Consider the following 22,657-nt stretch of genomic DNA (forward strand, 5'->3'; position numbering starts at 1 on the left):
CTAGGAGCGCAAGGCGCATCATTATTGCCATCTAACGAAGATTTGCGTATTACATCCAGTATCGTGGCATTAGAAGTGATGAGAATGGCAAAATCTCAAGGCGTGGCAAAAGTGGAGCCAACGCTTTCAGAAGTGGAAGTTGTTAGAACTGCAGCATGGTGGCCAGTATACTTACCGGTAGAAGCTATTTAATTATTTAAATAATCATATTGATACTCTAAGGTTTCCTCAATGTTACTTAAAAAAGACTAAGTAGCATTAATAAAATAAAACCTGACATCTTTAAATTAGATGTCGGGTTTTATTTTACTAAGGTTATTGATAATGAAATTATTTTCACACCTTGAGGACCAAAATGGCAAGTCGTACGCAGATAAATAACCGGCTCTTCGATGTATTTTGCAACTCTTTTGGTTGGATTTTCAGGGCAGGGTTTATTGTTGATTAATCCTTTCTCGCCATCTCGTTCATAAGCTCTTTTCCAAGTATAAAAAGTTTCTCTACTGCTCCCAAAATGACGACAAGTTTTAGCAATATTTTTGCTCTCACGGGCATGATTTAAGATTTTTGTTTTATGTGCAATATCTCGTTTAGCTTTAATGTTCATTATATCTGACCTCCGGCGACAATTAGGAAAAACTAATTGTCAACCGAAGTCCAGACTTTCATAGTGTCTTTATAAATAACATAATTCAATGATAGAGCGTCCCTTGAATTTAATTCCTTTATTAACATTGAGCAAATAGGCTTTATTAATAAAGGCTTGGACTTTTATTATACCTTTTATATTGGAAAAAAGAACAGGTTGTAAGCTCCCTAATTTAGCCCAAGATGTAATTTTATTGGAGGAATTATTTGGTAATAGATCCCCATTTGTATGTTGCCAAACTACATAAGGATCTCCACAAGAAGAATTACCTGAGATTGGCTGTACTTTTTCAGCCTTATTATTATCGATATATAAAGAATTTAAGTCTAACGCTACGGCATAACCACCAATAGGAATACCTTCTTGAGTATTACCTAGCCCCCCGGCCATCATAGAGTGGCTCAATAACTGAACAGGAGGGAGGCCATAACCGTTAATGCCTTCTTGTTTATTTGGAGCTAGTGACGGTTTCATTTGATTAGAAACTTGGATAGCTATGGCCGTTTTTCCTGAATCACATTGTACAGTAAAGTTAATGTTTTTTTCAGGTAATATTGTATAAGAATAGTCATTTAGCTCATATCTATTTATAACACCATAATCAATGGAGGTCGAATCAACAATAAGATTACATGCGGTGGTCATTTCTGAATAGCTAATAGCTAAACTTGTAGTTCCACCTAGCGTTTGTAAAGGTATTTGGCTTCTAACAATAACACCTTTTTTACTCAATGAATTAATTTTTAAATCAACAACTAAATTGAAGGAAAATACTTTTCCTTTTTTATCCTGAGCGGGTTGAATACGTATGTTGGGGTGAACTTTAATATCACTTTGTGATGAGTTGATTCTATTTGAACTATTTAATTCAATAGCATCTAATAAAATAGGTTTCCCATCGAGCATTGCATTATTTATATTTAAAATAGCTTCAGATGTATTATTTGAAAATGTATTACTACTTTTAGAAAACTCAAGGTATGGAATAATTTCTTCACTACATTCTATTACTACTGGAACAATTCGGGTTCCTGCATATACTGCGCCATCTTGTTTTTTTGTATTAAAATCAGCCAAGGTATCATAGTTAATCTCATTAGCTCCCAAGCGGATGTTACATGTTCCGTGGCTATCCGATGCGAATGCACTAAAAGATAGGAAAGTAAGTAGTCCTGCAATTAATTTTATCATTCTAAATCCTTTGGTCAGTCACAAAACAAATGGGATTTATTATTGTAAATAGCTCAGTTTTTGAAATGCTAATATCTTCGCTAAGATCAATAGTACATTTTTTATTATCATCTATTTCAACAAAGTAATTAGTCGGTAGGGATAAATTATCAATAATAATTCGTCCAGCATTGTCAGTTATTGTCAGTAAATTACCCATTTTATCATATACTCTTAAATTTTTTGAGAGTTTTTTCCCATTAAAAGATGGGATCAAAATAGCGCGGTTAACTTTATTAACGTAGAAATTAACTAAGGGAACACTTCCACTGGCAGGTTGAAATTCTATGATCCCATAAGGCGCATTCATATTTTTAGGTAATTTTTGATAGTCTATCTTGGCATAATTAGTTCTATAACTATCTATGCTAGGGATTACCGCGTAACCTTTACTATTCGTCATCACGGTTCCTGATGACGATTGTATTGGAATATTTTCCTGATTTTCCGTTTTTGCTATAGCAAACGTGTTCGATATTCGTTTTGATGAAAAAATGAGTTCATTGTCAAAATAAACCATCCCGCCTGATAGTGCCCCATAGTAACTGTTGGTATTATTACCTTTACTAACATTGCCCGAAAGTAAAGTCACTGGGGTCGTATAATTAACATTTAATGAGGCGCTTTGATTGCTAGGATAAGTATTTTTAATTGTACTAACAGAATAACTTAAGTAATCATTATTATGATTACTATATCTTGTTCCGTAACTTTTATTATCGCCGTAATGATTCATCCAACTTGATACGTTTTGCCTATTTCCTAACGAAATATCTACATTCAAATAAATAGTATTATCATTTGTGTTGTTATATAACCTTCGCTCATAGCCTAAATAAACGTTGTATTTATCTGAAAATAAATTATTCCAAGTTGCACTATAATAATTTATTGTTCTATCACCAATAGAACGGTTCCAATTTAACGAAAACGACCCTAGATTATTGACGTGTGAGTTTGCACCAATACCATATTGAGTTTCACTACTTTTTACATTATTTGAATAAATATTTGTATCATAATTATTTAATGTTTCATTAAAGTCTTTATATTCTTTGCTCCGATATAACGAATTCGCCACTAAATTAGCGTTAGCAGCGATAGGGTAATTATAGCTTAATGTATAATATTCACCATATTTTTTATCTCTATCTTTAGATATGTTAGTTGTTATCGTCGCTAAGGATAAATTCGGAAACGAATAAGTATTACTTAACCCTAGTCCTTGATAATCTTTTGATGCAAGTCCTCCGACAAAAATCAGCATATCAGGACGTAAATTAAATCCTTTGCTTATATTCATAACATAGGGTTTTTTATCTACATTATTTTGATTAACCTTACCAAAACCAAAATTTATATCTTTATTCATATTATTTGTGGCTAATATAAATGAGCTGACAGGGACAATAAATGTATTTTTTTTATTACTTTGATTTATTACTGTTACAGATAAATCTAATCTATTATTTAATAGCGGTAGGTTTTCCAATGTATAAGGTCCTTCCGGTACCGTTGTTGTATATATTAAAATCCCCGCCTGCCTGACTTCAATAATAGAGCGTTCATATGCGATGCCACTGACAATTCCACCGTCTTGAGATGAGTTATCTAATGCCAATTCAGGAGATAACTGAAAACCAATAACTTGCCCAGAGCTAAAAAATGAATTAGGTAAACTAATCTGACCTATCTGCAAGTTTTTTTTCAAGGATTCTAGTGTTTTTTCTGCATATAAGGTTTGATGATCGAAACTTGTTTTACCATTAAAATGGGTATATGTTTGATCGCTTCGTACAATCCAATTATATATATTGAACCCTACTGTGAAATTTGAATTCAAGAATGATTGAGAATGAAAATCACTTTTAGAAGAAAAATATTTTATATCATAATTGAGAACACCGGATTTTCCTGTATGGATCCAATTATCATTTTTTTTATTTCTTAACAGTGATGGTGATGCATATATATTGACCCGTAAATCACCCGGTATGAGTTCTATCTCTAAGTTATTGTACTCTTTTATTGTTGGACACGTTGATTTACTTTTGGATAGAGCAATATCTGTAGTGTCAATAAACTGAGTATTAAGACAAAGCTCTCCTTTAACATTAAATAAAAAAGAGCTTTGACCAATATAATTATCATTCAAGAAAACACTAACAATACTTTCACCTTGAGGAAAATGCGCCTTTTCACTGTACAACTTCGCAACATCAGTTGGTATACCTTTATGTTTTAGAACATCTTGATCGAAAATGACTTCTTCTGCGTATGAATAAGTCGCTAGAAATAGTAAAATTGTAACAATTTTAAGCTTCTTTTTTCTAATCATTTTGCTGGTTATTTATCTTTATAGTGTATTTTTGAGTGGTTGAATATCCCCACTGAGTAAACGGTTGTATCGTGACTTCATCGATTAGTGTGGGAAGGTGTTGAGTTGTCGTTAACTCTATAGATTGATTAGGCAAAATATAATTGGATGGCAAGATCCACTGAATATTTCCAGGCAAACTCACAACACTATTGCTTAACCTGACGATATAAGGACTAGGGTTGGTTGCGATTAATACGTTTTTTTCATACTTCCACTTTAACAACTCCCAAGGCGTATCATTTTCTGGTAGATTTTTAGGTTTTATAATAAGAGGAAGGTTTTGGCGAATAGTAAACTTAACCTGATCGGCATCGGGATTTGCTTGAGGTGGAATCCCTTCAAAAATAACTCTCATCAATACTTCATGTTTTAACTCTGAATTACTAGTGAGCATAAAGCGGATTAATTGTTTAGCTTTAGGCTCAACCCGGATAAGTTGCGGGGTCGCAATAATTAGATCTTGATATTCAGGATCGACATTTACTAATTCTGTTGTTAATAGGACAGGATAGTTATCTGTATTAGTCACTACTATCTCACCATCTTGACTTTTTTCATTAACAATAGCAACGGATGTTGCAGGCAGTATACCTGAAGCGAATGATAGAAGAGGGGTTAATAATGAGCCTATTAGTAATAAGTATGTTTTTATTTTCATTTTAGCGGTATCATTTAAATAAGGTAACTAAATTAATTTAACTTAGTTACCTCTAAAATTTAGATATAATTTAATTCAATTGTTGATAAGCCATTGAGTAATACTGGTTTATTTTTACCAAACTCTGCAGCTTCTTGACTTACATACGCTTGAACTTGTAAAATTCCGTCATAAATGCTGGCTTCAATAGGAGTTGTTTCATTTGCTTTTGCAAAAGACGTTTCTAAATCCATACTGTTTGAAAATAGGTTCCCACCTGAAAGCAACCACATATTGCTTATTGTATTATAATAAATATTCTGAACTTTATTGCCTGAAAGCGTGGTTAGCGTATTATTTTCGCCCAAGGAACTAATGTTCAAGCTATTAGCTTTGTAACGGACAATATATCCACCAATATTTATGCCTGTTGAGGTTTTACCTAATCCAGCCACGCCATTTGAAGCATTTCCTGCGCCAATTCCTAATAATTTAATAGGAAGAGCTGCAAATCCTCGAGAATTTTCAGTTGAACCAGCAACGGTACCTAAACGTTTACTCACGGCTGATAATTTAACGGGTGCATTAGCTGAGCAGCGAATTGTAAAACTAGCTTCTTGTATTGGTAATGCAGCAAATTTCCCGCCAAAAGCGCCGTCTTCAAATGATAATGTGTCAGGATCGATTAGGCCATAATCGATATTCCCACCACCCGCAATATCTAATTCACAAGCTGCGGGGTCAATTCGACCTGTTACGCTAATATCAATAGAGCCAACATTTATGGCTGAAGCTGTAAATGATAAAGCCATTGTAGAAGAAATAAGGAGCGGTAATAATTTTTTCATATTTGTGTCCAAGGTAATTGATTTATACTTATTATAAGTGTATTTGCGGATAAAATATAATTAAAAACCATTTGCACTTGTAAGTTAATGTTAATAAATTTATTATTCTATTAATTATAGAATAATATACTTCCTGTTTTTCGTAAAATGTATGTTCTATAATTGTATATTCCTGAGAGCTACTTAGAAAACAGAAAATATCCGGTTATGTATTCAATCTGGTGTGGAATCTGTAATATACGGTAATTTATGGTGAGTATTTATAACCTAGGTCTATGTAAGGTGCCCATTTTGTCAACGAACTCCTTCAGTGAAAAAATATGGTGTAGGGAGAACACGACATCAACGTTATTGCTGCTAAAATTGATGCTGAAGCTTCCAAGCGGATTATGAATATCGAACCGGCCAACTCCCGGTACTAAAGATAAAATTATTTATCTTACGAAGAATAATGCCAGTATTTGTGATACTGATAGAGCCCTTCATATCAGCATCAATTTGCTTGTTCGTCTGTTAAAATACTCTTGCCGAGGCGGATAACATCTTTGCCGCTTGATAATTTGCACCTTCATAGAGCGTTTATTGAAGTGATCTCCATATTGAATGCATGACCTCATTTTGTTGCGTAGAACAATCACTGATGTTGTATAGCTTAACGGTGTAGTAGACTGGCACCTTAGATCTCCAGATAGTTGGAGTCACTTAAATTAGTGATAATCTTAATACTAGTTTTTAGACTAGTTCTTGGAGATAACATGATCGATATATTAGGTCCTGAAGGCAGAAAACGACGTTCCCCACAAGAAAAAATCGCATTTTTCAGCAAAGCTTTGAGTCGGGTATGAGTGTTTCCATGGTTGCTCGCCAACATGGTGTTGCTGCAAGCCAGCTTTTCCTTTGGCGTAAGCAGTATCAAGAAGTAAGCCTGACTGAGGTGACACACAGTGACCGCAGGTGAACAAGTTGTTTCTGCCTCTGAGCTAGCCTCCGCAATAAAGCAAATTAAAGAGCTACAGCGTTTACTCGGCCAAAAAACAATGGAAAATGAACTTCTTAAAGAAGCTGTCGAGTATGACCGCAAAAAAAGCGGACTGCGCTCGCGCCCTTATTACCCAAGGATGGAAAATAAGTTTAGTGAGCCGAACGCTACGAGTGTCACGAGCGCAGTTATACGTTCTAGTAAAACGAAAAAGCGATTGTAAAGATGGACGAGGACGGTACCCTCAAGGTGATAATGATGCCCTTGCACGTATACACAATGTGATTGATAAGCTGCCAACGTATGGCTATCGCCGTGTCTGGGCAATACTTCGTCGGCAATCTGAAAATGAAGGTATCGCGATTATAAATGCCAAACGCGTTTACCGAATTATGAAGCAATCCGCATTATTATTGGAACGTAAACCTGAAATCCCAGTCTCAACGCGAGCTCATACAGGAAAAGTGTCGGTGAGTGAAAGCAACCAACGTTGGTGTTCAGATGGTTTTGAGTTCCGATGTGATAATGGCAGAGAAACTGCGCGTTACGTTCGCTTTAGACTGTTTTGATCGCGAAGCCCTTCATTGGGCAGCCAGCACGGGAGGCTTCGACAGTGAAACCGTGCAAAATGACATGTTAGGTGCAGTGGAGCATCGTTTCGGTAACGGGTTGCCTTCAAAGTCAGTTGAGTGGTTGACAGACAATGGCTCAGCGTATCGAGCCCATGAAACAAGGTGGTTCGCTAAACAAGTTGGTTTATCCCCTCTAGACATACGGCGGTGCGGAGTTCACAAAGTAATGGAATAGCAGAAAGCTTTGTAAAAATCATGAAGCGTGATTACATAAGCCTCATGTCAAAACCTAACGGATTAACGGCAGTAAAGAATCTTGCGGCAGCCTTCGAGAATTATAATGAATCGCATCCTCACAGTGCACTGAGTTATCGTTCTCCGCGAGAATATCTGCGGTGTCGAATTCATAATGAAATAAGTGATATAAAGTGTCTGGAAATATAGGGTCAAATACATGTAAATCCATGTCTACGCAAAAACTGAGTGATGATAGTGGGTATAAAATGTTTACAATTGAACTCGTTTAGTGACATGAATTTATCCTAATGAGGCAATTAATAACCTTATCATTTAGGTAATTTTTGGCGATAAGCCCCACAAATTACCTAAAGCTGGTTCGCGCATTGGGGGAACTTAAATACATTTTTTGCTTATCCTAATGATATCTGCAAAGCTATTTATAGAACTAATACTATTGAATCGCTCAACAGAGTCATTCGTTATTTAATTGAAAAAAGTAAGGTATTCCTCAACGAGGATTTGTGCAGATAGTAATTTATTTAGAGATTGAATCGGTGTCTGAAAAATGGAGTATGTCAATACAAAACTGGAAATAGGCAATCAGTCGTTTTATTATAACGTTTGGTGACCGCCTAGACGGTCACCTTTAAATGAAAGATAAATGCAAAGAATTATTTACAGGGCTGTGTTCAGCAATGAGCTCTCTATGCCCCATGTCAATGTTCATAACAAGAATCACCTGTAAATAATACATGAGAAACTTACACTAAATTATCTGCAGGTTCAACTTAAGCACAAATAACAGTAAATCAAAACATTCTTTAAACCAATCATGTAAAATAGTTATTATTGTTTTTAATTAATCTACTTTAAACAATAAATAGAGTTATATTGAATTATTAATTCATCATTCATCTATTTGATTTAAATTATGATACATATCGTATAGCCATAATGAAAAATCAATTATATTTTGTAAATCACTCGTATTTTACACATAGGCATATCATGACTATGATTTTTTTATTATCGATGAACTTACATGGTGACATAAATATTCAAAAGGCAGTTCTTCCTTATCTATAACCAATAAATCAAACAGTGTAACACCTAAAATTTCACTGATTTCAAATAAAAAATCAACTGTAATTTTGTTGACCCCTCGCTCATAACGAGACACTTGTTGTTGGCTAATGTTTAACATTCTCGCTAGTTTCTCACCTGTGATGCCTTTTTCCTTCCGAATACAATGTATTTTTTTTCCAATTAATATACTCACCGGATAGCCTTTATTCTTCATCATAATATTATATTTCACTCTTTATTGGTGTGATAATACTTAAAAATAACACTACGAATTGTTAATATTGAATAACAATCATCTCAATACAATAGATAGCTCAGCACTTCCTTTAATTTTACCGGTGATATCCGTTCCTCGTGAATAGAGATTATATGTAATCGGATAGCTAAAATTCGTATTTGATTGGTTTGCATTAATATTGCCGATATTAATAAATTCTCGATTAAACGGAATATTTGTTGGCCTACCATCAATATCAATGGACATCGTGACATAAGCTCCCGCTTTATTTTCACTGTTGAGTAAATTGACTTCATATTCATTGCCGGAATAATAAAGGACGTTAATACCGGCAGATAATGATAAGGTTGCCGATATAGGCACCGTTTTTTGTTGACAATTTACTAATAAGTTGCCACCTGATTTCGTCGCTAATAATTGACCTGCACTTGAATTTGCGGGTTGTGGGCCAAAGTCAATCGACGTAGGAACCATCAATGTGCACCCCAAATCACTAACATCAACATTATAGCGCCCCGCTGGCATTACCACTCCTGTTGGGAAGGGACCTGGACTACGAGGATCTCGAAGCAATAGTTGCAAAGGATTTGGTAAATTTATCCAACCTGACCGTTGCTCGCCTGTCCCATATATTAAGACACGCCCTGTAGCACTGACATTATGATAGACTGAAAAACCATCTTTCCCATTATTCGGAGTAGATTGATTGGGAAGCCAGATACATCCATTCGGATTTCCTAAGTGTTGGCTGGTTGTAGACCCATAGCCATTAAATATCGCGGTCACCGTATCTTGGAAGCTATTACCCCTTATATTCCAACTGCGATTATCCGTATATATAACCTCAGGGACTAACATCAGTGTTTTTTGAGAATTGAGCGGTACCCCCATAACTCCATCAATTTCCATTAAATCTGACTCACCGAGTCTGCAAGCAGTATTACCTCCATAAAAAGTCAATTGTACGTAGGCACTAGGAAGAAAACTAACCTCATTAAGCGTATTTCCATAGAGTCTGACTGAAAATGATTCCCTCATCACTCCCACTAAGCCTCGGCCATTTTGCACTACAAAAGAATCATAACTGTATGCATAAGGCAAATAGCCCATTAAAATTAATCCAGCCCAGCATATTTTGATATAGTGGTGAAAACAAAATATCAACTGCAATAGTAATTTCATGGAATAACACCTTAACGTAATGAATTGGAATAAGTGGAGCCAGGAATGCTCAATTGACGGAGTGACGAATACGGGTTCTCTGCAGCTTCTGCCAAATTAAATTCAGCCCGACAACGCTGAACATCAGTATTTCCCCATTTTACATCAAGGTACCCTATCTCAGATAGACCGGATAAGTACACCTGACCACCATCCCCAACAATACTGGTGTTTTGTTCAGCAGAGTCGTTGTCACTATGGACAACCACTGTCGCTCCCAACGGTATCATGGCCTCACATTTTTAATGTCATTAAGGCTTAATACCCATTTTTCGTTTGAAAATGGGCTTTCACAATTGCTCCTTTAGTGGGGTAAAGATTGATGGAAGTCTCTTCCGTTGTGATATTTTCAAGAAGCGTATTCACGTCTAAATTCACGGTATTCTTACTGTAATCAATCAAATAAGGCACCACCGTATACCCACCAGAGTCAACCGTCGCTATTCCTCCGTTTAATGTGCTTCCTACAGTATCAGGTGCTTCAACTACTGCCATTGAGGTCCCCATAAAGCGGCTAAATGTCACCCCGTGGGCATGAGCAATGAGTCCCCCATTCGCGTTGAGGTTCAAAGATTGACTTTCACTACCATAACTGTAGCCGCCCCCCCAAATACACATTGTCACCTTGATAACCCAGATTTAGCGTGCTGTTGAGCCTGATTATCCCCACTCGCCGTTAATTGGTAGGTCAAAGCATTATCAAGTAATCGCCCAGTAATCCCTAATTGCTGATCCGCGCGCCCTTGATTATCGTGACTAATTTTTATTACAAACAAATAGATATTATATTTAATATATAAAATGAAGATTGAAAGTTATTATTTTCATTCATCAATAAATAATTAATCAAAATAATAACCTCTAATTCCGATTGCATCAAAAAGATAAATATTATGGTGATAATAATTAAGGATTTGATTTAAGTAAAACTGTTAGTTCTGATCGAGATAGCCTATTGTGATAGGTTATCTCGATCAATCATCAGTTAATGATCGTCGATATCTGAGCTTTAATGTTGTAAATCAATGTAAATTATGAAATAAATCAAATTCACCCATAAAATCAACTTCAATCATAACAGTACTTGTTATATATTATATAAACATTAGATGCAACTCGTTTAAAACTATTGATTATTTAATTTTAATCTAAAAATAATTTCATTCATTACTAGATTAGTATATGTAAAATGTAAACATTCAGAAAACAAATGACGCAAAATATGAGTACATTCTAACTAAATATATTTGTAAGCGTCAAATATAATATGAATTCCAATCATTTTTCTCTTATCTAGTTACATTTAGATAATAATTAAAAATTTTTTTTAATAAACAAATAATTGCACATAAAAATCACTATCGGATAATTAAATTAAGATGGCGATTAAATCTAATAAGAAACAAATAATGATTAAATTAAAGATATAAAGTCCAGTTTTGGAAAAGAAATAAAAAATAGTTACATTTTGTTACTTTTTGTCTATTTTAACATATTAATCATAAATTATTTATTGGCAATAATTACATCAGTATTGTTTAACTCTACCATGTACATTCAATAAAAAACCGGCTGAACGTATAAAGTTCACCAAATTAATTTAAGTGAAATTAATTGATTTAATTGATAATTAATTATTTTGAAGCTCATGAAAATCGAGTAATCAAACAACTGTTAAGTGATTGAGTTATAAATTCTGTATTCATTTTAATATATTGCTAGCACACTAAGCACACTAAGCACACTAAGCACACTAAGCACACTAAGCACACTAATCAATAAGAAAAATTTATGTTTTTTTTCGTGCTTCTGTCTACTTAAGCACTGTTGATATGTCATCGATTTGAATTAGGGTGGTATATCAATTAGTGATTAATCTATCTAAATAATTATCGCCCCCAAAATATACAAATCATTCAATAATGATAGTGACTAGTTCTGGTGTGGTAAATAGACAGGCATTGGTATAATGACATTATAAAATGATAACCAAGACCGCAATTGCATAATTTTACATTATCAGCGTAAATTTATTACCTCATTACGAATGAATTACTTACATAAGTACGAAAAAGTTCGATAAGACGGGAATATTGAGAGGGCTTTTAAAGTAGTGTCCTACTACGGCAAACAACCCCAACAAATTTTGTAAGAAGCCACTTTTATGCTCTCAAGTTGCCTAAAATACGACTGCTCGTTAATGTTCTAAAAAGCACTGAGCTTGGTATGAAAGTTGAATTGCTAGAGGATAAATAAAGGATACAGCCTAGATATTGACAGCAATTTTTTGCTTTTGTTACGTATGTTCTCATATCCGGACGCCTTAAAAGATTGTTCATTTAGTTAAATCTTAATTGGCTGTGGCTACCGTCCTATTTTAGTCAGAATAATCTATATGCCTAAATCGGCATACAATCGATTTTAAGCATCTTTTTTATATATTCATCCAATCACATTGCATACCCTAATAAAGTCACTCTAAATCAATTCTGCACAGCCTATTTTTTGATCAATTCTTTTTTTTATCATTATTGCGCTTTACCGTCATTCTCCGCAAATGAGGCATTTCGCTTATTTTCCCTTATTTAGTGTGATTGCTGTAAGGATCTTTACTATATCTTGTTTTTTTGAATGAATGATGTTATCCGTATCATGTAACTTATTGCGGTTTAAGGGAAAAAAACGCAATAATACCTAAATTCAGCAGAGGTAAAAATCGGCTCTAAAAGGTGAAAGGATCCGATGATCGTCATGCGCGAGTGCGCGATTTTCTGTTACCGCGTCATATTTAGTTTTAGTCGATGATAATATTTAAAGGTAACTATTAGTATGGTGATTATTAAGGTGATGTATTATGTCTACTTTTTTTCCTGTCAATCCTGAAAGTGGTAAATCAATTTTACAGCGACAATCTCAAGCTCTCTTACAAAATGGTCATTTAGAGCGTGCACGACAATTACGAAATTTGGCGATAGCGGCTGAATTAGATTGCCCAAAATATTTACTGGCACCAGAAGTAAACCAGCTTTTGCAATTTATTCCGGATCTGCATCAGCGAACGCTGATTGATACGTTATGGAATACGGGAGCCCGTATTCATGAAGCGTTGGCATTAACCAAAGGGGATTTTCATCTCGATGAAGAAACCCCATTTGTGGTGTTGCGAACACTTAAGCAACGAGAAATACAGACAAAGTCGAAGGAAATTAGAGTCAAGGCGCGTCCTAAACGGATTGTTGCACTCTTCGATCCCCAGTATGTGCAATTGATGAAAAGTTACTTTGCGACGATGCGGCTGAAGAATCAAAGCCAGATTTGGCCAATCCAAAGTGATAATACGGTTAGAAATTGGTTACGCTCTGCGGTTGAACAAGCGGAAGCGAATGGTGTTTCCTATGTTGTTAACCCGATCACCTGTAAAACCTTCCGACACAGCTTTGCGATGCACCTTATTTTTAATGGGGTGCCCATGAAAGTGATCCAAGCGTATCTAGGACACAAAAAATCAAGTTCAACCGACGTTTATACAAAAATTTTTACGCTTGATGCCATGTTACATTTTGATATTTCATTTCGCTAATGGGATTAAGTGTTCCCATTACTCTACCTGAATTATATTTCTTCCCCCTATATTTATTGAAAAATAGCAGGAAATTTACAGATAAAAGCGTTAATTATTTTCGAAATTGAATAAATTGCAATTTTATTCGTCTTTTTCTATTTGATAATGATATTCATTAATGCTGTTTTTAGTACAAGATGAGTAAAAATACTAATTAAGGATAGGGCTGTGTCATTAGTATATTTAATAAAATTTAATTCTCACATTTTTAATTTTATTTGGGGTTTAGAATTTAAATTGGTGATTTCAGATTGAAATCTTATTTTTATTTTATTTAATATTCTTTAATATCATGTGGTTATGCTATTTTAAAGCTGTGGTGAAAAATAATTAGCAAAAGATTGTTTACAATACTAAGTTTATGTAGGATTATGCATCCTAATTAAGAATGCTGCATAAGGAGATAAACTGGTATGGTTATAGCAAATAATCAGTTCAACAAAATTGCGAGTCGCTCTGTCAGATTATTGCAATCGTTGACTGAACAAGTTCAATCTCAAAAAGAGGAACTGAATGAAACCGTTTATTACCAAGTTTACTCTAAAGCAGCCGTCGCTAAATTGCCTAAGCTGACTCGCGCTAGCGTCGATTATGCTGTTAATGAAATGGAAAATGCGGGATACGTATTTGAGAAAAGGCAAGCAGGAACTGCATTAAAGTACGCGATGACAATCCAAAATATTGTCGATATTTATCATCATCGTGGTGTCCCTAAGTACCGTGATCGTTACCCTGATGCATTCACTTTTTTTGTTGGAAATTTGAAAGGGGGGGTCTCAAAAACGGTCAGTACAGTATCGTTGGCTCATGCATTGCGTACGCATCCTCATCTCATATTTGAAGATCTTAGGATTTTAGTAATAGATCTTGACCCTCAATCATCAGCTACTATGTTTTTAGATCATATGCAATCAATCGGCGTGGTTGATACTACTGCAGCTCAAGCTATGCTACAGAATGTGACTCGAGAAGAATTGCTAAATGAATTTGTTTTACCTTCAGTGATTCAAGGCGTTGATGTGATCCCTGCATCTATTGAAGATGCATTTATTGCCTCTCAATGGGAATTATTGTGTGCAGAGCATTTACCAGGTCATAATATCTATACTGTTCTGCGAGAGAATATTATCAATAAAGTTAAAAAAGATTATGATTTTATCTTTATTGATAGTGGGCCTCACCTTGATGCATTTTTATCAAATGCAATTGCTGCGGCAGATATTTTAATGACGCCAGTTCCGCCTGCTCAAGTGGATTTTCATTCAACACTAAAATATTTAACACGGCTACCAGAGTTAATTGAATTGATAGAATCTACGGGAGCTAATGTTAACTTGATCAGCAACATCGGTTTCATGTCTAAATTGGTGAATAAGACGGATCATAAACTGTGTCATAGTTTAGCTAAAGAAATTTTTGGGGGGGATATGCTCGATGTTGCTTTACCTCGACTTGATGGTTTTGAACGCTGTGGTGAGTCCTTTGATACCGTTATTTCTGCCAATCCTGCAACGTATATAGGAAGTTCAGAAGCGTTAAAGAGTGCAAAGATTGCAGCAGAAGATTTTTCTAAAGCTGTTTTTGACCGAGTAGAATTTCTACGTGTGGATAGAGGTTACTATGCAAACTAAAAGAAAAACTATCGGAAGAACGTTAAGTGCATCAACATTAACGCATTTAACAACAGACCAAAAACATTCACAACGCTTTGTACTTAAATCAGGCAAGTCAGCCATTTTTTATTTGACGGATATTCCAGCTGATGAATTAGCGGATAAAACGTTTGTTCGATTTCAAATGAATGGGCGTGACCAAAATGCGTTAACGCCAGAGTCACTTGTTGATATTACGCGTACAATTCGTCTGCAACAATTTTTCCCCGCGATTGGGCATCGAATAGATGGAAAAATTGAAATTTTGGATGGTTCAAGACGAAGAGCTGCAGCATTGCTGTGTAATGTTGGACTTTCGGTCTTAGTTACTGATATTGAAATCAGCAGTGATGATGCAAGACAATTGGCGATAGATATACAAACGGCTAAAGAGCATAACTTAAGAGAGATTGGGTTACGTTTATTAGAATTACGAGAAAATGGTATGTCACAAAAAGAAATTGCTCTTTTTGAAAACATGTCTGCAGCAAAAGTGACTCGGGCGATTCAAGCTGCTTCAGTACCCGATGATATTATTGCACTATTCCCTGTTCAATCTGAACTCGCCTACGGCGACTACAAATTATTACTGACAATTGAGCAGCTTATAGAATCAAAAGAACTCGTAAAACGGGATATTATTGATGAAGTTAATGAGAAGATTGCGCGATTAATCGATAACAAGAAAATCGCGTCAGATGAACTAAAAAAAGTCATATTAACAACATTAAAAAATATTACAGAGCAACTTGTATCTAAGAGTAAAAAAAAGGAAACGACGGTAAAACCTCTTTGGGAATTTGAGGATAAGAATACCTATGCGAGGAAACGAGTAAAAGACCGCGGGTTCAGCTACGAATTTAATCGTATTCCCAAACAGATACAAGATGAATTAGACCAATCTATTCAATCTATTATTAATGCATATTTTCAACAATGAAGGCAATGTAAGAAGATATGTAAAAAAGTGGAGTTGCCACGCTATAAGGTGGTTATTGGAGAGTTTTATCTCTAGAAAGTAAAACCCCCAAAATCTTCTCTATCTTGGCGGACTGAGGAAAGATTTTGAGGGCTCAACGTAATTCTGTCAGGAAAAGGTTAGCTTCCTGATAGGGAGTATAGAATTATGCAAAACAAAATTCAACTCCTTATGTGCTACATAAGCGCAAAAAAGGATGGATAATATAAAAAGGACGGTGATGACCAGTTCTATTGGTAAAATTCATCGACATTACGAGCCAAAATTTTTAGGGCAATTACCGAAATTAGTGCCTGTACGTCGCTTTGCGGCGGCCTTAAAACGTCATGATTGGAACCGCAATCCCCATATTTACCAACTGCGTTATAGTCGAAAGCAGCGGATATCCGTGCGCTCAGAGCGTCGCGAAACCTTTGATGCGCTCGCAATGGCTATGATTGCCTATGCGGATTACAACCCCGAAAGTGATGCGTTGTTCGAAGTGATGTGCTCAGTGGAGAAGTTGGCAGAATTGTGTGGCCAGCTGTATCGTTATGACAGTGGTCGTAAAAGTTATGACCCGATATTGCATGCGCTGCGCGACTGGGAACAAGCCAACCTGATTGTCATTGACCGTGATTTTGATATCGAGGCCAAACAATACAAAGCCATGCGGATTTGGATACGCCCAGAGTTTTTTCACGGCCTCGGTTTTTCGAAACTGGAATTACGTGATGTGGTGGCCAGTTTTAGCCGTTGGATGGAAAAAAAGGGATTAAAAGAGAGCTACCAAAAACGCTACGCCCAACATGTGTTGCGACTAGCGCGCGCGAACGTGGCGTCACTGGAGACTAAGCACAAACTCCGCAACCTGCTTAACAAGCTTAAAACCCTCGTGGTTGGGAAAGATGAAGCGCTCAAACAAGAGAAAAAACATTTAGCGAAGGCCTTGAAGGAAAAGAAAGCGTTAGCCAAAAGTTTGGAATCACCAGAAAGCGCAGAACATGCCGCCTGGCGTCGTTTTGAATCGTGGAAGGTGACACAGCCCATTGCGGCGGTCATGGCTTTTGAGCGCAAAATGAAAGCCTTGTATCCGAGTGTTCAAGGGCAGGCTATTTACCTGCATTACCTAGAACACTTACCCGACTCCTAATTCATCCACCCTAAATTAACCGCCTTGACTGGCGGTGGTTTTTTTCGCCCTAAATCTGAATAGCGTGTTTTTTGAACAGTAAAATCGGTATCTCAATCTCACCATTCATCTCGATGATGACTGTGGGAACATTTTCGCTGGATATTTACCCCATTAACTTCGAATGCGTTTATTCTCTGCAATTAACTTCGAATAGCATTCGTGTTTTATGGTTAAATTCGTTTTTAGTTTCTGAACTAAACGTCCTTTTAAATAAAAGGAGTTGCGGCTCTGTTTTTTCAAGCCGCACACTCTAAAGAGATAAACCCAATAAAGCCTTCGCTTACAAGCCATAAATGGCTGTCGCTCAGATTATAGTGTCAATATTGTGCCATTGCCCCCGTAAAGCTGGCCTCTGGCCACCTTAACGCGCAGATACAGCCGTTCATCGAGGCACTGCCTCTCGCCCGTCTCACTGCGTTTTTCAAAGGTGCAAATAACCTAAATAATGGTGTTAATATCTTTGGCTCTACCAGGACAGGGGGGAAATTGGGGTATTAAACAGCACGTAACCGCTCACGCGGGTCTCGACGGCCCTCACCTTCATTGCCCCTCTATAATCCTTTTTGCCGTCTACCGCCCTCCGGGCGAGTGATTTCGGTTAAATTTCATGATAATCTGCTATTAATGCATTGACGATAAACGCGATTTTGGTGTGAAGTTAGAATGAAGCGGAAAATGTCGCCGAAAGTGCAGAGCCTGTTATTCAGCGTCGTGGTAAACAGGTGATGGTCAATACCCAGCGTAAACGGAGGTGATGTAATGAACGTCCATGGTTAGGAAATTCGATTAATAGTTTAATGAGTTAATAACGACATGTTTCGCTATTAAAGTCTGCTAAAGGGTCTCTATCGTATTTAAACCTAACCATGCTAGCGTGTAATCGCACTTTTTTTAACCAAAAACTGAAATTTTAGGCACACTGCTCCTAGGCTACGGTTTGTAGCCATCGTTTTTTAGCCATTTATCCCGCCTTTCTGACAGTAAAGTGACCGCGTGTAGGCCTTTTTCCGCACTCATAAACCGCAGTCGGTTACCACATAAAATGCATTGGTACGGATCCGTGTTTAAAAATCCTTTGGCTAGCGCTGCGAAGCCCAGTTTTTCAGGGGCGTTAGGATGTATCATTTCTTCTTGGAATAGGGTCTGTCGTCGGTATTGCTGGCTATGGTGGTCATAATAATGATGGAGCACGGTGCCGCCACTGTAGTGCTTCAATTGAGACGCTGAGATAGGGGGCCGCTTTAGATAACGGCCCAGATATTTTACATTGTGCCAGGCCCATCGGGTCTTTTTAGCAAAATGGAATTTCCAATAACGTTGAAACTGGGCATTGAGGTAACGACACCACGTTGGGGAATCGCGATATGCCCGAAACCAGGCAATTTATTCGGTAGTAACTGAATAATAGCTGTCACGCAGGAGCCGAATAACGGCACTACGCCAGACTTTTTCGACGTCTTTCTTTTTAAAGAAAATGGGCTTCCAGGTGTCGTATTTGGTGAGACCGCCTCGGGTCACTGACAAATGAATATGCGAATGTTGATTGAGTTGGCGACCGTAGGTGTGGAGGGTGCAAAAGATACCGATTTCGAGCCCAAGCCGTCTGGCGTGTTTGAGCATAGCACGCGTTGCACAGCGAAAGAGTTGGTTGAGCAAGGGCCAATTATTGTTGAAGTAAGGCCAACGCAGGTGAGGCATCGTGAGAGTGATGTGTTGCCATTCGCAATCCGGTTAGATATGCCGTTGTTGTGCAATCCACTGTTCGGTACCTTTGAGACCACAGGCACTGCAGGATTTAGATTTACAGGTTTGGCAAAAGAAGCGATAATGGGTGCAATCAGGAGAAGAGCAGCAATAACGACGAACGCCCATCGCACAGGTGCTACAGGCGAACATCTTTTCAACACAGAGGAATTGCCATTCATCGACGTGATTATTTTCGATGAAGCGATTCCATCCGTCATCGTATTGAAATAGCCGTTTAGCAGGTCTAGGAATATACATAGAGCTGAGTATAAAAGACGAGAAGGGAGTTGCCTAGAAATAGTGCGGCTCTGCCGCGATGCTCACGCCGTAGGCGTGCTTATGTTCTTTCCATACGTAAACAATCGATGAATTATTTCCTGTCATGCCATACTTTTTACAATCAAAAGTTCCTGATGTTGCTGATTTCGCTGAGGCATTTGGGATATACACTGTAGTCATAATAGAGCGCCTATCCTTGACAACATTTTCGATATAACGTCGAGCAGTAGATTCATTGTCTAATAAATTACTACAATCTATCTGATCTATAGTAAAATATCTCACATATTCTCCATTGGAGTATAAAATGGAAATATAAACCGAATCTTTTCTATGGCACCCACCGCACTTATCTCCAGGCCAATCTCCTTTATAATAAAAAAACGTTACTTGGATCCCCTACATATATAGCAGAACCACTCTTTCCATCCGAAGATAAATCAACATTAAAACCCGCAAAACAAATAGAAGTATAAAATCCCAACACAGAAAAGATCAAAATTTTAATCATATATAAAAACCTCTAATAAATATTTTTTTTTCTGGCTATTAAGCATTAATTATTCGTACGACAGCGTAAAGCCAGCTACGGAGCTAATTTCACCGGCAGTGATAGTTTTAATATCACCACCACTACCCATTAAATACGCCGAGAAACGCAGGGTATTATTACCATCCTGAATATTTTGGAATGGAGTTAGTGTAGCTAACGTAATTACATTCCCGCCACCATTTGTAATTTGCACGCCTACTCCGCGCCAGTACCAACAATACCTAATGTTTTATTTGAATTATCAAATGAAGCTGCTGCACCACTAAATGTTAATTGAACGCCTTTCTTTACGTCAGTTACATCACAATTTTCTAAAGAGATGTCAAAAGTACGTGGAGTAGATTTACCACCATTAACTAAAGCCATATTTGATATTTGTCCAAGCTCAACAGTTTGATCAATTGAATTTGGTGCAATAGAACATGGTACATCAATAATAGAGCCTTTAAAATTCACTTTTCCATGGCCCATATCTGCTGCAAAAATAGAGGTGCTCATAGCACTAGAAACTAGTGCTAATAAAAAGATTTATTCATATATTCCTAGATTATTTACAAAATTTTCAAAAGTTTTTATTTTTGTGAAAATGTTTAAATTACGATGGTTAATAAAAGTAGGTAGTATCGGAAGATGCAATTATTGCTTTCAATAATATTGGGTTATCAGAATTCCCACCCTCCATTTCAACTAAAATATATTTAATTATTTTTTCAAGTGGAACATTTAAAATAATTGATAAATTAAATAACGTACTCAAAGAAATTTTATTAACTCCACGTTCATATCGAGACATCTGTTGTTGTGATATATTTAATTTTCTTGCCAGTTCATCTCCTGTCATTCCACGTTCTCTTCTAATTCTCTTAATAATTTTTCCGCAATAAGTGGAAATTTCATTTTCGTGACTAATAATTATATTTTTTTTAATTTGCATGTTTATTATTACTTCCAAAAAAATAAAAATGATTACCTATTATTAATTGTCCATAAATGATTGGCTGTTTTTTTAATTAACACAATTATAAAAAGTAAATAATTAAAAGTAAAACTCCTTTAATTGAACCGTATATTTAGTATCAAATTGTTACAACTTTTACTAAATAGTGATAAGACTTTAAATATCAATGAATTATAAAAAAACATCAGTTTAATTGTTTTTTATCCACTCGAAAATGGATAAAAAAAAATCAATATTTTAATCTAAAAATAAACTAAAAATAGATATTTAAAGTTGAAATTTACGAAAATTAATAATTTGACTTAAATATTTGCAAAAAAAACAAAAAAGAAACACAATACGCATTTACTGGGTTTTTTATTTAATAAAAAAAGCTTAATAAAATAATAATAATCATTGTTTTTCAAATAATTACCTTCAAACTCTATTGGCGCGTTAATGGTTAGGTAAATGGATGAATTGTTTAACGGGTCATGTATTCAATCCGGTGTGTATCCTGTAATATAGGTAATTTACCGGAAAATAGTCATGACTAAAGTCGATGTAAGGTGCGCATTTTGTCTACAAACTTCCTCAGTGAAAAAACATGGATTAGGGAGTACTGGCAACCAACATTATCGTTGCCAAGACTGCAGCCGAAGCTTCCAACTCGATTATGAATATCGAGCCTGCCAACCCGGAACTCAAGATAAAATTATCGACCTAACGATGAATAATGCAGGTATTCGTGATACTGTCAGGGCTCTTCATATCAGCATTAATGCTGTTGTTCGTACTTTAAAAACTCTCGCCTAATCAGGTAACTTCTTTACCCCTTGATAATTTGCACATTGAACTCCTTTGCAAGGTTGATGAATAGTAGTCTTTTGTCGCTAATAAGAGGCAACAACGCTGGCTCTTATATGCTTGGGAGCCCCGTCTAAAACGGATTATTGCTCATATATTTGGTCGTCGAAACAAGAGCCCCCTTCGTCAGTTACTGGCTTTACTATCGAGGTTTAATGTGGCTTTTTGGTGCGCGGATAAGTTCAGTGCTTATGAGATATTGTCCAAACAAAAATATGTGGTAAGTAAGTTTTATACACAACGAATAGAAAGAGAGAATTTGAACTTGAGAAACCGTTTAAAGCGACTTAACCGTAAGACTTTAGGTTACTCAAAGTCACCAGAAATGCATGACAAAATCATCGGCACATTCATAGAGCGTGAATACTATCTATTATTATGATGATCTCTATATTGAATACACGCCCCCTTTTTCTGTACTCATAAACCGCGGTCGGTTCCCATATATGTTAATGATGATAAACTTCATTTCTCAATAACACATTAATTTTATTTGGTTTTTAAAGACCAACAACTTCCACCATACAATGTAGAGCCAACGATTTCTTCCCATATACCATGTTCGATGAGTAAGTGTTTAACCGATTGAAATTCGATAGCGCTTAAAACGCATTCCTCTTCTCCTTTTGGTGAGATCAGAAGATAACCTTCAGGTATGCGAACAGAGGATTGAAACACAGATTTCGTGGATAAACGATAAAATGTAGTGATTGTGTACGCTCGGCGTAATAGGATGAGCAGCTGTTCTGTTGATACCGCCATATATTT

Annotated in this window: 16 protein-coding genes and 7 pseudogenes; 9 read left to right on the forward strand and 14 right to left on the reverse strand. The window is 36.2% G+C overall.

The window, feature by feature from the left end:
* Positions 1–192: pseudogene (locus tag ACPEH5_RS20805) on the forward strand (NAD-dependent malic enzyme); the annotation flags it as partial.
* Positions 193–337: 145 nt separating this feature from the next.
* Here ACPEH5_RS20805 and ACPEH5_RS20810 read toward each other — a convergent pair.
* From ACPEH5_RS20810 to ACPEH5_RS20830, 5 genes and pseudogenes are all read right to left on the reverse strand, one after another.
* A pseudogene (locus tag ACPEH5_RS20810) lies at positions 338–610 on the reverse strand (helix-turn-helix domain-containing protein); the annotation flags it as partial.
* Between the two features lie 66 nt (positions 611–676).
* Positions 677–1,840 carry a DUF1120 domain-containing protein gene (locus tag ACPEH5_RS20815; RefSeq protein WP_281111441.1) on the reverse strand — a complete coding sequence of 388 codons (1,164 nt, stop codon included), beginning with the start codon at positions 1,838–1,840 and terminating at the stop codon, positions 677–679.
* 1 nt (position 1,841) lies between these two features.
* A complete protein-coding gene (locus ACPEH5_RS20820) occupies positions 1,842–4,217 on the reverse strand; it encodes a fimbria/pilus outer membrane usher protein (protein WP_249890953.1) in 2,376 nt (791 codons plus the stop codon).
* Positions 4,210–4,917 carry a fimbria/pilus chaperone family protein gene (locus ACPEH5_RS20825; protein WP_249890954.1) on the reverse strand — a complete coding sequence of 236 codons (708 nt, stop codon included), beginning with the start codon at positions 4,915–4,917 and terminating at the stop codon, positions 4,210–4,212. The genes ACPEH5_RS20820 and ACPEH5_RS20825 overlap by 8 nt, the downstream gene beginning before the upstream one ends.
* Positions 4,918–4,976: 59 nt before the next feature.
* Complete coding sequence (locus tag ACPEH5_RS20830) at positions 4,977–5,744, reverse strand: DUF1120 domain-containing protein (protein ID WP_249890955.1); 768 nt, start codon at positions 5,742–5,744, stop codon at positions 4,977–4,979.
* Between the two features lie 459 nt (positions 5,745–6,203).
* Between ACPEH5_RS20830 and ACPEH5_RS20835 the strand changes: the two genes are divergently transcribed.
* The 3 genes and pseudogenes from ACPEH5_RS20835 to ACPEH5_RS20845 all read left to right on the forward strand — a co-directional run.
* Positions 6,204–6,284, forward strand: coding sequence for a hypothetical protein (locus tag ACPEH5_RS20835; protein ID WP_423727167.1), 81 nt, complete (start codon positions 6,204–6,206; stop codon positions 6,282–6,284).
* 215 nt (positions 6,285–6,499) lie between these two features.
* A pseudogene (locus ACPEH5_RS20840) lies at positions 6,500–7,739 on the forward strand (IS3 family transposase).
* 225 nt (positions 7,740–7,964) lie between these two features.
* Positions 7,965–8,185: pseudogene (locus ACPEH5_RS20845) on the forward strand (hypothetical protein); the annotation flags it as partial.
* 362 nt (positions 8,186–8,547) lie between these two features.
* On the opposite strand, the gene ACPEH5_RS20850 reads toward ACPEH5_RS20845, so the two are convergent.
* The 4 genes from ACPEH5_RS20850 to ACPEH5_RS20865 all read right to left on the reverse strand — a co-directional run bounded on the left by ACPEH5_RS20850 (position 8,548) and on the right by ACPEH5_RS20865 (position 10,698).
* A complete protein-coding gene (locus ACPEH5_RS20850; RefSeq protein ID WP_249890877.1) occupies positions 8,548–8,838 on the reverse strand; it encodes a helix-turn-helix domain-containing protein in 291 nt (96 codons plus the stop codon).
* A 75-nt stretch (positions 8,839–8,913) separates the two neighbouring features.
* Positions 8,914–10,041 (reverse strand): hypothetical protein, encoded by a 1,128-nt coding sequence (locus ACPEH5_RS20855; RefSeq protein WP_281111442.1) that lies wholly within the window; start codon positions 10,039–10,041, stop codon positions 8,914–8,916.
* Positions 10,042–10,052: 11 nt separating this feature from the next.
* The gene (locus ACPEH5_RS20860; RefSeq protein WP_249890879.1) at positions 10,053–10,310 is read right to left on the reverse strand and encodes a FimD/PapC C-terminal domain-containing protein; all 258 of its coding nucleotides are present in this window, start codon (positions 10,308–10,310) and stop codon (positions 10,053–10,055) included.
* Between the two features lie 28 nt (positions 10,311–10,338).
* On the reverse strand, positions 10,339–10,698 hold the full coding sequence (locus ACPEH5_RS20865) for a fimbria/pilus outer membrane usher protein (protein ID WP_249890880.1): 360 nt from the start codon (positions 10,696–10,698) through the stop codon (positions 10,339–10,341).
* Positions 10,699–12,934: 2,236 nt separating this feature from the next.
* Between ACPEH5_RS20865 and ACPEH5_RS20870 the strand changes: the two genes are divergently transcribed.
* From ACPEH5_RS20870 to ACPEH5_RS20885, 4 genes are all read left to right on the forward strand, one after another.
* Entirely contained in the window at positions 12,935–13,660 is a 726-nt protein-coding gene (locus ACPEH5_RS20870; protein WP_283126833.1) for a tyrosine-type recombinase/integrase, read from the forward strand.
* 455 nt (positions 13,661–14,115) lie between these two features.
* On the forward strand, positions 14,116–15,333 hold the full coding sequence (locus tag ACPEH5_RS20875) for an AAA family ATPase (RefSeq protein ID WP_283126834.1): 1,218 nt from the start codon (positions 14,116–14,118) through the stop codon (positions 15,331–15,333).
* A complete protein-coding gene (locus ACPEH5_RS20880) occupies positions 15,323–16,294 on the forward strand; it encodes a ParB family protein (RefSeq protein ID WP_423727150.1) in 972 nt (323 codons plus the stop codon). The genes ACPEH5_RS20875 and ACPEH5_RS20880 overlap by 11 nt, the downstream gene beginning before the upstream one ends.
* A 259-nt stretch (positions 16,295–16,553) precedes the next feature.
* Positions 16,554–17,465, forward strand: a complete 912-nt coding sequence (locus tag ACPEH5_RS20885) for a RepA family replication protein (protein ID WP_421668045.1) — start codon at positions 16,554–16,556, stop codon at positions 17,463–17,465.
* Positions 17,466–18,432: 967 nt separating this feature from the next.
* Here the strand turns inward: ACPEH5_RS20885 and ACPEH5_RS20890 are convergent.
* The 4 genes and pseudogenes from ACPEH5_RS20890 to ACPEH5_RS20905 form a co-directional block, all read right to left on the reverse strand.
* A pseudogene (locus ACPEH5_RS20890) lies at positions 18,433–19,511 on the reverse strand (IS91 family transposase).
* 33 nt (positions 19,512–19,544) lie between these two features.
* Positions 19,545–19,712 carry a hypothetical protein gene (locus tag ACPEH5_RS20895; RefSeq protein ID WP_283126837.1) on the reverse strand — a complete coding sequence of 56 codons (168 nt, stop codon included), beginning with the start codon at positions 19,710–19,712 and terminating at the stop codon, positions 19,545–19,547.
* 380 nt (positions 19,713–20,092) lie between these two features.
* A pseudogene (locus ACPEH5_RS20900) lies at positions 20,093–20,583 on the reverse strand (fimbrial protein).
* Between the two features lie 106 nt (positions 20,584–20,689).
* Positions 20,690–21,019: a helix-turn-helix domain-containing protein gene (locus ACPEH5_RS20905; RefSeq protein WP_249890888.1), complete on the reverse strand. Its 330-nt coding sequence runs from the start codon at positions 21,017–21,019 to the stop codon at positions 20,690–20,692.
* A gap of 552 nt (positions 21,020–21,571) precedes the next feature.
* On the opposite strand from ACPEH5_RS20905, the pseudogene ACPEH5_RS20910 reads away from it, so the two are divergent.
* A pseudogene (locus tag ACPEH5_RS20910) lies at positions 21,572–22,271 on the forward strand (IS1 family transposase).
* Positions 22,272–22,378: 107 nt separating this feature from the next.
* Here ACPEH5_RS20910 and ACPEH5_RS20915 read toward each other — a convergent pair.
* Positions 22,379–22,651 (reverse strand): cytoplasmic protein, encoded by a 273-nt coding sequence (locus ACPEH5_RS20915; protein ID WP_249890889.1) that lies wholly within the window; start codon positions 22,649–22,651, stop codon positions 22,379–22,381.
* Positions 22,652–22,657 lie beyond the last annotated feature (6 nt).

The sequence above is a fragment of the Providencia sp. NPDC089933 genome, assembly GCF_049545585.1.
Lineage (GTDB): Bacteria > Pseudomonadota > Gammaproteobacteria > Enterobacterales > Enterobacteriaceae > Providencia > Providencia huashanensis.